The 11,016-nt window shown below is 71.9% G+C and carries 9 protein-coding genes; 8 read left to right on the forward strand and 1 reads right to left on the reverse strand.

Annotated elements, in window-relative coordinates:
• Window positions 1-1,172 (forward strand): glycoside hydrolase family 5 protein (locus tag ABTY61_RS41330; protein WP_350510407.1); only part of this gene is annotated, 1,172 nt, incomplete at its 5' end.
• 122 nt (window positions 1,173-1,294) lie between these two features.
• Here the strand turns inward: ABTY61_RS41330 and ABTY61_RS41335 are convergent.
• Window positions 1,295-2,329 carry a LacI family DNA-binding transcriptional regulator gene (locus tag ABTY61_RS41335; protein ID WP_350510408.1) on the reverse strand — a complete coding sequence of 345 codons (1,035 nt, stop codon included), beginning with the start codon at window positions 2,327-2,329 and terminating at the stop codon, window positions 1,295-1,297.
• A gap of 239 nt (window positions 2,330-2,568) precedes the next feature.
• Between ABTY61_RS41335 and ABTY61_RS41340 the strand changes: the two genes are divergently transcribed.
• The 7 genes from ABTY61_RS41340 to ABTY61_RS41370 form a co-directional block, all read left to right on the forward strand.
• Window positions 2,569-3,957 (forward strand): ABC transporter substrate-binding protein, encoded by a 1,389-nt coding sequence (locus ABTY61_RS41340; protein ID WP_350510409.1) that lies wholly within the window; start codon window positions 2,569-2,571, stop codon window positions 3,955-3,957.
• A 150-nt stretch (window positions 3,958-4,107) separates the two neighbouring features.
• Window positions 4,108-5,091, forward strand: a complete 984-nt coding sequence (locus ABTY61_RS41345; RefSeq protein ID WP_350510410.1) for a carbohydrate ABC transporter permease — start codon at window positions 4,108-4,110, stop codon at window positions 5,089-5,091.
• Between the two features lie 6 nt (window positions 5,092-5,097).
• A complete protein-coding gene (locus ABTY61_RS41350) occupies window positions 5,098-5,955 on the forward strand; it encodes a carbohydrate ABC transporter permease (protein WP_350510411.1) in 858 nt (285 codons plus the stop codon).
• Window positions 5,956-6,034: 79 nt separating this feature from the next.
• Window positions 6,035-7,498, forward strand: a complete 1,464-nt coding sequence (locus ABTY61_RS41355; RefSeq protein ID WP_350510412.1) for a glycoside hydrolase family 1 protein — start codon at window positions 6,035-6,037, stop codon at window positions 7,496-7,498.
• 138 nt (window positions 7,499-7,636) lie between these two features.
• A complete protein-coding gene (locus tag ABTY61_RS41360) occupies window positions 7,637-8,641 on the forward strand; it encodes a LacI family DNA-binding transcriptional regulator (protein WP_350510413.1) in 1,005 nt (334 codons plus the stop codon).
• Window positions 8,642-9,056: 415 nt separating this feature from the next.
• Window positions 9,057-10,214, forward strand: coding sequence for a glycoside hydrolase family 11 protein (locus ABTY61_RS41365; protein WP_502895540.1), 1,158 nt, complete (start codon window positions 9,057-9,059; stop codon window positions 10,212-10,214).
• Between the two features lie 95 nt (window positions 10,215-10,309).
• A partial coding sequence (locus ABTY61_RS41370) for an RICIN domain-containing protein (RefSeq protein ID WP_350510414.1) occupies window positions 10,310-11,016 on the forward strand: 707 nt, incomplete at its 3' end.

Consider the following 11,016-nt stretch of genomic DNA (forward strand, 5'->3'; position numbering starts at 1 on the left):
TCAACCCCGGCGCCACCTACACCACCAGCGCCAACTTCTCCTACAGCGCCCCCAACACCGCCCCCACCGCCTTCACCGTCAACGGCACCCCCTGCGGGCCGCAGTCGAGCCCGTCGCCCCCCACCAGTCCACCGCCCACGCCGCCCACCCCGCCGCCGAGCGGGCCCGCACCCGCCGTGCACGTCTCGGGCAGCACGCTGGCGAAGGCCGACGGCACCCCGATCACCCTGCACGGGGTGAACCGCTCCGGGGCCGAGTTCATGTGCGTCCAGGGCCACGGCCTCTTCGACGGCCCGGTCGACCAGACCTCCGTCACCGCGATGAAGGCCTGGCGGATCAACGCCGTCCGCGTCCCGCTCAACGAGGACTGCTGGCTGGGCCACTCCAACGTCGACCCCGGCTACGCCGGTGCGGCCTACATCAGCGCGGTGCGCGGCTACGTCGACCTGCTGCACCGCAACGGCCTGGTGGCCGTCCTGGACCTGCACTGGACCGACGGGGCGTACACCGGACCGTCCGCCGGCTGCTCCGACGCCAACGCCACCTGCCAGAAGCCCATGCCGGACGCCGCCGGGGCGCTCCCGTTCTGGACCTCGGTGGCGCAGACCTTCAAGGGCGACGACGCCACCGTCTTCGACCTGTTCAACGAGCCGTACCCGTCCCGCGCCACCGGGAGCGAGGCCGGCGGCTGGGCCTGCTGGCGGGACGGCGGGAGCTGCCCCGGCATCGGCTTCCAGGTCGCCGGCATGCAGGCGATGGTCGACGCGGTGCGCTCGACCGGCGCGGACAACGTCCTGCTGCTGGGCGGCCTGGAGTACGCCAACGACCTCACCCAGTGGGCCGCGTACCAGCCGGCCGATCCGCTGCACAACCTGGCCGCCTCATGGCACTCGTACAACTTCAACGCCTGCAGCACCAGTTCCTGCTGGGACGCCCAGCTCGGGCCGCTGGCGACCCGCGTCCCCGTGGTGACCGGGGAACTGGGCGAGAGCGACTGCGCGCACGGCTACCTGGACACCCTGCTGCCCTGGCTGGACCAGCACGGCGTCTCCTACCTCGCCTGGGCCTGGAACACCTGGGACTGCGGCAGCGGCCCCGCGCTGATCAGCTCCTACGACGGCACTCCGACGGGCTTCGGCGCGGGCTACCGCGCCCACCTGGCCGCCGGATAGGACCTCCGGGCCGGGCCGGCCTCGAAGAGCCCGGCCGGACTGCACTCGGACCCCGCTCGGACGCTGGTCAGGCCGGGGTCCGAGCGGGGTCGGCCGGGCTTCTGGCGGGGTCCAGGCGGGGATCAGGCCGACTCCCGCACCACCAGTTCCGTCGGCAGCACCGTCTGCCGCCGGAACCGGCCCGGCCGGGCGATCTCCTCGAGCAGCAGCTGGACCATCAACCTCCCCATCTCCTCGGTCGGTTGGCGCACGCTGGTGAGCGGCGGCTCGGTGTGCCGGGCCACCACGGAGTCGTCGAAGCCGATCACCGCGACGTCCTGGGGCACCCGTCGGCCCACCTCCCGCAGCGCCTGCAGCGCGCCCGCCGCCGTCAGGTCCGAGGCGCAGAACACCGCGTCCAGGCCGGGCCGGCGGGCGAGCAGTTCCCGCATGCCCTCACGCCCGCCGCGCTCGGTGAAGTCCCCGTGGACGACGAGTCCTTCGTCGGCCGGCATCCCGGCCTCGGCGAGCGCCTGGCGGTACCCGGCCAGACGCGCCGCGGCGCCCTCCATGTCGAGCGGCCCGGTGATGGTCGCGACGGCCGTCCGCCCCCTCGCCAACAGGTGCCGGACGGCCACGCGCGCGCCGCCCGCGTTGTCGGCGTGCACGTAGCTCAGCGGCTCCTGCGCCGAGCGGCGGCCGCCGAGCACGGCGGGCAGTTCGAGCCGTTCCAGCAGCTCGGGGAGCGGATCGTCCTGGTGCACCGAGACCAGCAGCACGCCGTCCACCCGGCGGGCGGTGAGGTAGCGGGTCAGCCGCTCCCGCTCGCGTTCGTCCCGCACCAGCACCAGCAGCAACTGCAGGTCGGAATGGGCGAGTTCGGCCGAGACACCGGTGATGATGTCGGAGAAGTAGGGTTCCGAGCTGAGTTTCGCGACGTTCTCCGGGATGACCAGCGCGATCGCGTCGGTCCGGGAGGTGACCAGGGAGCGGGCCGCCTGATTGGGGACGTAGCCGAGCTCCTCGATGGCCTGCTCGACCGCCGCGCGGGCCTTGGCGCTCACCTTGGGCGAGCCGTTGACGACTCGGGACACCGTGCCCCGGCCCACCCCGGCCCGCGCCGCCACCGCCTCCAGGGTGGGGCGGGCAGCGGGCTGCTGCTGCGCGGCTCGGTTCATGATCGATCTCCCGGGCGGACGGTGGACGGCGGCGGACACGGCAACCGCGGCCAGGACGGCCGGACGACACGGTCCGGTAACGGAGCCGTTGCACGACCTTGACACGCCTTGCGCGGCGAAGCAATCTTCCCACATCGTAGTGGGAGCGCTCCCACTCGTGCTCCACCCAGTTTCCGAGCACCCTCGGCCGCCAGTCGCGCGCCGCAGCCACGGACCAGCCTGGACAAGGAGATTCGGCCATGCGGAACCCCGGCACCACCCACGGCGGCAGAGCCACCGCCACCCTCCCCGCACGCAGCGCCCGCACCGCACCCAGCACCCGCAGCACGCGCACGACACGCGGACCACTGTCGATCGCCGCGACCGCAGCCTTGTGCGCCCTGCTGGTCGCCGGCTGCGACAGCTCCGGCTCCGCCACCGGCGCGGCCCCCGGCGGCAGGATCACCCTGACCGTCGGCGACTACGGCACCTTCGGCTACAAGGAGGCCGGCCTGTTCGACGCGTACATGAAAGAGCACCCCGACATCACGATCGTGGAGCACACCGTCCAGCAGGAGGCCGACTACTACCCCTCCCTGCAGACCCACCTCGCCTCCGGCAGCGGTCTGGACGACATCCAGGCGGTCGAGGTCGGCCGGATCGCCCAGGTCGTCAAGAAGCAGTCGGCGAAGTTCGTCGACCTCGGCAAGGCCGACGGGGTCGACAAGGGCGCCTTCCTGCCGTGGAAGTCGCAGCAGGCCACCACCACGGACGGCCGCACCATCGGGCTCGGCACCGACATCGGCCCGATGGCGATCTGCTACCGCAAGGACCTCTTCCAGCAGGCCGGGCTGCCCACCGACCGCGAACAGGTGGCCAAGCTCTGGCAGGGCGACTGGGCCAAGTTCGTCGAGGCCGGAAAGCAGTACCAGGCCAAGGCCCCCGCCGGCACCTTCTTCACCGACTCCGCCGGCGGCCTGTTCAACGCCGTGGTGTCCTCCAGCACCACGCAGTACGTCGACAGCAGCGGGAAGCTGAACTACAAGGACAACCCCACCGTCAAGACCGCCTGGACCCTGTCGACCGGCGCGATCGAGGCCGGGATCAGCGCCGGCCTCAAGCAGTTCGACACCCCCTGGTTCCAGGCCTTCGCCAACTCCAAGTTCGCCACGGTGGCCTGCCCGTCCTGGATGACGGCCATCGTCTCCGACAAGTCCGGGCCCGCCAACAAGGGCAAGTGGGACATCGCCACCGCCCCGGCCGCCGGCAACTGGGGCGGTTCCTTCCTCTCCGTACCGAAGGCCGGCAAGCACCAGAAGGAGGCCGTGGCGCTCGCCGCCTGGCTCACGGCGCCCGAGCAGCAGGCCAAGGTCTTCACCAAGGTCGGCAACCTGCCCTCCAACGTCAAGGCACTGGCCCAGCCGGAAGTGCAGAACGCCAAGCTCGACTTCTTCGGCGACACCCCCACCGGCCAGGTCTACGCCGCCACCGCGCAGTCCATCCAGCCGACCGTGATCGGCGAGTGGGACGGCCTGGTCAAGGACACCCTCACCAACGGCGCCCTGCTCAGCATCGAGCAGCACCAGAGCGACCCCGCCAAGGCGTGGAGCAACGCGGTCAAGGAGATCGACGACAAGGTCAGCGACTAGCGACCGACCGGGGCCGGCCCAGGCCCCGTCCAGGCCCGGCCCAGGCCCCGTCCAGGCCCGGCCCGGGCCCCGCCCAGGGCCCGCCCCACGTCCGCCCGTCCCAGCCGACCGGCCGGGACGGGCCCGTTCTCCGGAGAGGACACCGCCATCATGCTCGACGAGGCCGTCCCGGGCACCGCCCCCGGCCCGCCCCGCACCGCTGCCCCGCCGCCCCGCCCGTGGCGCACCCGTCTCTACCGCTGGGACCTCAAGGCCTCGCCGTACCTGTACGTCGCGCCGTTCTTCGTCTGCTTCGTGGCGTTCGGCCTGTTCCCGCTGATCTACACCGGCTGGGTGTCGCTGCACAGCGTGGACCTCCAGACCTCCGACCAGATGCAGTGGCGCGGCTTCGACAACTACACCCGGCTGTTCCACGACGACCTGTTCCGCAACGCCCTGCGCAACACCGTCACCATCGGCCTGCTGTCCACCGTGCCCCAGCTGCTGATGGCCCTCGGGCTGGCGCACCTGCTCAACTACCGCCTGCGCGGCCGGGGTTTCTTCCGGATCGCGATGCTGGCGCCCTACGCCACCTCGATCGCCGCAGCCACCCTGGTGTTCACCCTGCTGTTCGGCCGCGACTACGGCATGATCAACTGGCTGCTGGGCGGGCTGGGCCTGGGTCACGTCGACTGGGAGGGCGGCACCTGGAGCTCCCAGATCGCCGTCTCCACGATCGTCACCTGGCGCTGGACCGGCTACAACGCCCTGATCTACCTCGCCGCCATGCAGGCCGTCCCGCACGACCTGTACGAGGCGGCGGCGCTCGACGGCGCCAACCGGTGGCAGCAGTTCCGGCACGTCACGGTGCCGTCCATCCGGCCCACCATCCTGTTCACCCTCGTGGTCTCCAGCATCGGGGCCACCCAACTCTTCGGCGAGCCCCTGCTGTTCGGCGGCGGTGCGACCGGCCACAGCGGCGGCTCGGCCCACCAGTACCAGACCCTGGGGCTGTACCTGTACGACCAGGGCTGGTACGCCTTCCACCTCGGCCGGGCCGCCGCCGTGGCCTGGACGATGCTGCTGATCCTGCTGGCCATCGGCGCGCTCAACCTCGCCCTGGTCCGCATCCGCCGCGCCCGGAACGGGGGTTGAGCACCGATGGCCGTCAAATCGGGACGACGCGCGGGAGCGCGGGGCCTCACCGGGGCCGGACCGTTCACCTACGCGGTGCTGATCGTCGTCGCCGCGCTGTCCCTCTTCCCGCTGTACTGGACCCTGGTCGGCGCCTCGACCTCCGGCAGCCGGATCGCCCGGACCCCGCCGCCGCTGCTGCCCGGCGGGAGCCTGTGGCACAACCTCGACATCGCCTGGAACGAGGTCCACATGGGCCGGGCGCTGCTCAACTCGACGGTGGTGTCCGCCTGCGTCACGGCCAGCACGGTGCTGTTCGCGACCCTGGCGGGCTTCGCCTTCGCCAAGCTGCCGTTCCGGGGCCGCAACCTCCTGCTGAGCCTGGTGGTGGCGACCATGGCCGTCCCCGCCCAGCTGAGCGTGATCCCGCTGTACCAGATCATGGCGAAACTGCACTGGACCGACCAGCTCCAGTCGGTGATCCTGCCCAATCTCGTCGCCGCGTTCGGGGTGTTCTTCATGCGGCAGTTCCTGGCCGAGGCGCTGCCGATCGACCTGGTCGAGGCGGCCCGGATGGACGGCGCCGGCAGCCTGCGGATCCTGTGGAGCGTGGTGCTGCCGATCGCCCGGCCCGGAATGGCCGTGCTCGGCATGCTGGTCTTCGTGCAGTCCTGGAACGACTTCTTCTGGCCGATGATCGCGCTGAGCCAGAGCAATCCCACCGTCCAGGTGGCGCTGGCCGGCCTCGGCGGCGGCTCGTACGACTCCGACCAGGCCGTCATCCTCACCGGCTCGCTACTCGGGACGGCACCGCTGCTGCTGGTGTTCGCCCTGCTGGGCAGGCAGGTCGTCGGCGGGATCACCGCCGGCGCCGTCAAGAACTGACGATCCATCAGATCGATCGGAAGCCGACGATAACCGACGATTCGTCAATCCTCCTCATCGGAACAGGAGACAGCCAGCCATGACTGCCCCACGGACCAGGCCCGCCCCGGCCGCCCCCGCCGCCCCGGCCTTCCCCGCCGGCTTCCTCTGGGGAGCCGCGACGGCCGCGTACCAGATCGAGGGGGCCGTCGACGTGGACGGCCGCACCCCCTCGATCTGGGACACCTTCAGCCGTACCCCGGGGCGGACGGCCGGCGGCGACACCGGCGACCGCGCCACCGAGCACTACCACCGCTACCGCCAGGACGTCCGGCTGATGAGCGAACTGGGCCTGGGCGCCTACCGGTTCTCGGTGTCCTGGCCCCGGGTGCAGCCGACCGGACGCGGGCCGGCCGTCGAACGGGGCCTGGACTTCTACCGGCGGCTGGTGGACGAGCTGCTGGAGCACGGCATCGAGCCCGCGGTCACCCTCTACCACTGGGACCTCCCCCAGGACTTGGAGGACATCGGGGGCTGGCCGAACCGCAACACCGCGGAGCGGTTCGCGGACTACGCCGCGCTGGTGGCCGACGCGCTCGGCGACCGGGTGGGCATCTGGACCACCCTCAACGAACCCTGGTGCTCGGCCTTCCTCGGCTACGGCTCCGGGGTGCACGCCCCCGGCCGGGCCGACTGGACGGCCGCCCTGCGCGCGGCCCACCACCTCAACCTCGGCCACGGCCGCGCGGTCGAGGCGCTGCGCGCGACCCTGCCCCGGGAGGCGCGGATCGCCGTGTCGCTCAACCTCCACGCGGTGCGGCCGCTCACCGAGTCCGCCGCGGACCGCGAGGCCGCCCGCCGGATCGACGCCGTGGGCAACCGGGTCTTCACCGGGCCGATGCTGAACGGCGCCTACCCCGTCGACCTGCTCGTCGACACGGCGCGCCTGGTCGACTGGTCGGCGCTGATCCACGACGGCGACCTCGACACCATCGCCCGGCCGATCGACCTGCTGGGCGTCAACTACTACAACCCCACGGTGACTTCGGCTCTGCCGGCGGGATCGGCCCCGGGCGCCGCGGCCGCGCGCGACGCGGGCCACGGCGACGGCGCCCAGTCCCCCTTCCCCGGCTGCGCCGACGTGCTCTTCCACCGCGCGCCCGGCGAGCGCACCGCCATGGGCTGGCCGATCGACCCGACCGGCCTGACCGACCTGCTGCTGCGTCTCCACCGCGAACACCCCGGACTGCCGCTGATGGTCACCGAGAACGGTGCCGCCTTCGACGACCGGGTGACACCGGAGGGTGCGGTGCACGACCCGCAGCGCATCGACTACCTCCGCGGACACCTCGACGCCGTCCGGCGGGCGATCGCCGCCGGGGTGGACGTGCGGGGCTACTTCCTCTGGTCGCTGATGGACAACTTCGAGTGGGCGTACGGCTACGGCAAGCGGTTCGGCCTGTACTACGTGGACTACGAGACCCAGGACCGGATCGCCAAGGACAGCGCCCGCTGGTACGCGGAGGTGATCCGCCGGGGCACGCTGCCTGACCTGGGTTTGTGAACGCGTCGGATCCCTTGACGCCGGTCCCGCGACCGACGAAGCTGGCAGCGGTGGGTGGAGCGGCGCGCGAGGAGTTCGCGGCGCATTCTGAGTTCGGGGTGCAGTTCCCGTATCGAGCGTCGATCCAGGACGGCCCCCATGTCCCAGCCCTTCCCCGGCGCCGACCCCGCTCCGACCTTGGCCGAGGTCGCCCGTCGGGCCGGTGTCTCCATCGCCTCCGCCTCGCGGGTGCTGAATCGTTCCGCCCGGGTCTCCGCCGAGGTGGCGGCCCGGGTGGAACGGGCAGCGCGCGAGCTGTCGTACGTCCGCCGCCGGGCGCCCAGCACCCGCGGGACCGGCGTGGTGGCCGTCGTGGTCTTCGCCGATCCACTGCAGTACCACGCGGACACCTTCCCGGTCCGGCTGCTGGCCGGACTACGGCGCTCCCTGCCCGGCGCGGAAAGGGAGTTGGCCGTCTTCACGGTGCCCAGACGCTCCCGGCGGCCACCGCTGGTGCGCTACCTGTGCGGCGGCCACGTCGACGGGGTGCTGCTGGTCGGCCCGTGGGGCGACACCGCGCTCATCCGGTTGCTGCACGCGGCCAGGGTCCCGGTGGTGTCGCTGGGCCGGCCGCCGGAGCCGGGCACGGTGGCGTTCGTGGACGCGGACAACCTCGCCGGCGCCAAGGAGGCGGTGCGCCGGCTGTGCGCGTCCGGGCGCCGCTCGGTGGCCACCATCGCCGGACCGCCGGACACCGCCGCCGGCGCGGACCGGCTGGCCGGCTACCACCAGGCCGTGGCCGCGCTCGCCGCAGCACGGCCCGCCGTGGCGTACGGCGACTTCAGCAGCGCCTCCGGCGAACACGCGATGCAGTGGCTGCTGGACCAACGCCCCGAGCTGAACGCGGTGTTCGCCGCCTCCGACCAGATGGCGGCGGGAGCCCTCCGAACCTTGCGGCGGCACGGCCTGCGGGTGCCCGAGGACGTGGCGCTGATCGGCTTCGACGACGCGCCCGTCGCGGCGCGCTGCCGCCCGGGCCTGACCACCGTCCGCCAGCCGGTGGAGGAACTCGGCTCCCGCGCCCTGGAGTTGCTGCTGCGCCACCCGGCGCACGGCGAGTCGGTGGTGCTGCCGACCCGGCTGGTCGTCCGGGCGTCCGGCTGAAGCCGCCGCACTCGATCGCGAAACTTTCGAAAGACCCGCTCGTGAAATTTACAGCCTTCCCTGCGAGGGATCGGCGGGACCCCGCCGACTGCATCGGCCGTCGAGCACCTGACCAGTGCTTTTCCGGGAAGAGGTGAGACCGGGCCGCAGCCGACACTTTCGCTGTATCTGCCGCAAGAGTTGACACCTTGTCGAGTCCAGGCCAACACTGTCGCCGTCGACACGTGCGAACGACCGTGGCCCGGATCCGGATCCGGGCCACCTGACGTCAACTCACTCCGGACGGAGCAACGTTGGCGGAGCACCGCGCCCCTGCGCCGCCATCCGGCGTCGTTCGGCCCACCCGCCCGCTCGCGGTCCCCGGTGGCGCAGGGTCGCACCCCCACCCACCCATCGGCAGGACGGACCACCCCCCGTGAACTCCTCCCACCCCAAGAGCCGCAAGGCCGGCCGCCTCCGGTGGCTCGTCGGCAAGGCGCACGTCCTCGCACCGGCCCTCGCAATCGTCCTGGTCTTGCCCGGCACCGCCGACGCCGCGACCGTGACCACCAATCAGACCGGCACCGACGGCGGCTACTTCTACTCGTTCTGGACCGAGGGCAGCGGCGCGGTCTCGATGTCACTGAACGGCGGCGGCAACTACGGCACCTCCTGGTCCAACGCCGGCAACTTCGTCGCCGGCAAGGGCTGGAGCACCGGCTCGCGCAACCCGGTGACCTACTCGGGCACCTGGAGCACCAACGGCAACGCCTACCTGTCGCTCTACGGCTGGAGCACCAACCCGCTCGTCGAGTACTACATCGTCGACAACTACGGCTCCTACCGGCCCACCGGCTCGTACAAGGGCACCGTAACCAGCGACGGCGGCACCTACGACATCTACGAGACGACGCGGTACAACGCCCCCTCGATCGAGGGCATCAGGACCTTCAACCAGTACTGGAGCGTCCGCCGGGGCGGGCGCACCGGTGGAACCATCACCGTCGGGAACCACTTCGACGCGTGGTCCAGGTCCGGCATGAACCTCGGCACCATGAACTACGAGATCCTGGCCACCGAGGGCTACCAGAGCAGTGGCAGCTCCAACATCACCGTTCGCGCCTCCTCCGGCGGGGGCGGTGGGGGCGGCGGCACACCGAGTGGGGGCATCACCTCCGGCGCCGTCTACACCCTCACCGACACGGCGGCCGGCCGGGTCCTCGACGAGCCCTCGGGGCAGAACGGCAACGGCACCCAGCTCCAGGTCTGGGACGGCGGCGGCGGCGCCAACCAGCAGTGGCGGGCCGATCAGAACGACGACGGCTCCTACACCCTGACCAACGTCGCCAGCGGCAAGGCCCTGGACGAGCCGAACAACCAGCTGGGCAACGGGACGCGGACGCAGGTCTGGGACGCCGGCGGCGCCGCCAACCAGCACTGGCGGGCCGCCCGGAACGGCGACGGCTCCTACACCCTGACCAATGTCGCCAGCGGCAAGGCCCTGGAGATCCCCGGCGGCCAGACCGGCAACGGCACTCCCGTCCAGGTCTGGGACTCCAACGGTGGCGCCAACCAGCACTGGAACTTCGGTTGAGCTGAGCCGCGGGGCACGAGGCACCCCGGCGGGCGCCTCGTGTGAGCGCTCACAATGCCATCCGACGACTCCACCCGGTCCTGAAGGAGTTCCCCATGCGTCAACGAACGTCCAGCCGCGGGCAGTTGCCCACGGTGCTCACCGCCCTGCTCGCGACCGTGGCAGCCCTCGCGGCCATGCTCGGCGCCACCACCACGGCCCAGGCCGCCACCAGCGGCGCCCTGCGCGGTGCGGGTTCCGGCCGGTGCCTCGACGTGCAGAACGCCGCCCGGAGCGACGGCGCCTCCCTCCAGATCTACGACTGCTCCAACGGCGCCAACCAGCAGTGGACGTCGACACCCGGCAACCAGCTGACGGTCTACGGGGACAAGTGCCTGGACGTGCCGGGCCACGCCACCGCGGCCGGCACCCGGGTACAGATCTGGAGCTGCAGCGGCGGCGCCAACCAGCAGTGGCAGGTCAATTCCGACGGCACGGTGGTCGGCACGGAGTCCGGGCTGTGCCTGGACGTCACGGGCGCCGGCACCGCCAACGGCACTGCGGTGGAGATCTGGCCGTGCAACGGCGGCGCCAACCAGAACTGGACCGGCCTGTCCTCCGCACCGACCCCGCCGGGCGGCGGCAACGGTGGCGGTAGCTGCGCCCTGCCGTCGAGCTACCGTTGGTCCTCGACGGGTTCGCTGGCGAAGCCGGGCAACGGGTGGGCTTCGGTGAAGGACTTCACCGACGTCGTCTACAACGGCAAGCACCTGGTCTACGCGTCGAACGTGTCCGGGTCCTCGTACGGCTCGATGATGTTCAG

The sequence above is a fragment of the Kitasatospora sp. NPDC096128 genome (genome assembly GCF_040303105.1).
In the GTDB taxonomy this organism is placed as follows: domain Bacteria; phylum Actinomycetota; class Actinomycetes; order Streptomycetales; family Streptomycetaceae; genus Kitasatospora.

Excerpts from the sequence above, each read along its gene's own strand:
- ABTY61_RS41335 (WP_350510408.1), bottom strand. The coding sequence starts at position 2,329 with ATGAACCGAGCCGCGCAGCAGCAGCCCGCTGCCCGCCCCACCCTGGAG.
- ABTY61_RS41340 (WP_350510409.1), top strand. The coding sequence starts at position 2,569 with ATGCGGAACCCCGGCACCACCCACGGCGGCAGAGCCACCGCCACCCTC.
- ABTY61_RS41345 (WP_350510410.1), top strand. The coding sequence starts at position 4,108 with ATGCTCGACGAGGCCGTCCCGGGCACCGCCCCCGGCCCGCCCCGCACC.
- ABTY61_RS41350 (WP_350510411.1), top strand. The coding sequence starts at position 5,098 with ATGGCCGTCAAATCGGGACGACGCGCGGGAGCGCGGGGCCTCACCGGG.
- ABTY61_RS41355 (WP_350510412.1), top strand. The coding sequence starts at position 6,035 with ATGACTGCCCCACGGACCAGGCCCGCCCCGGCCGCCCCCGCCGCCCCG.
- ABTY61_RS41360 (WP_350510413.1), top strand. The coding sequence starts at position 7,637 with ATGTCCCAGCCCTTCCCCGGCGCCGACCCCGCTCCGACCTTGGCCGAG.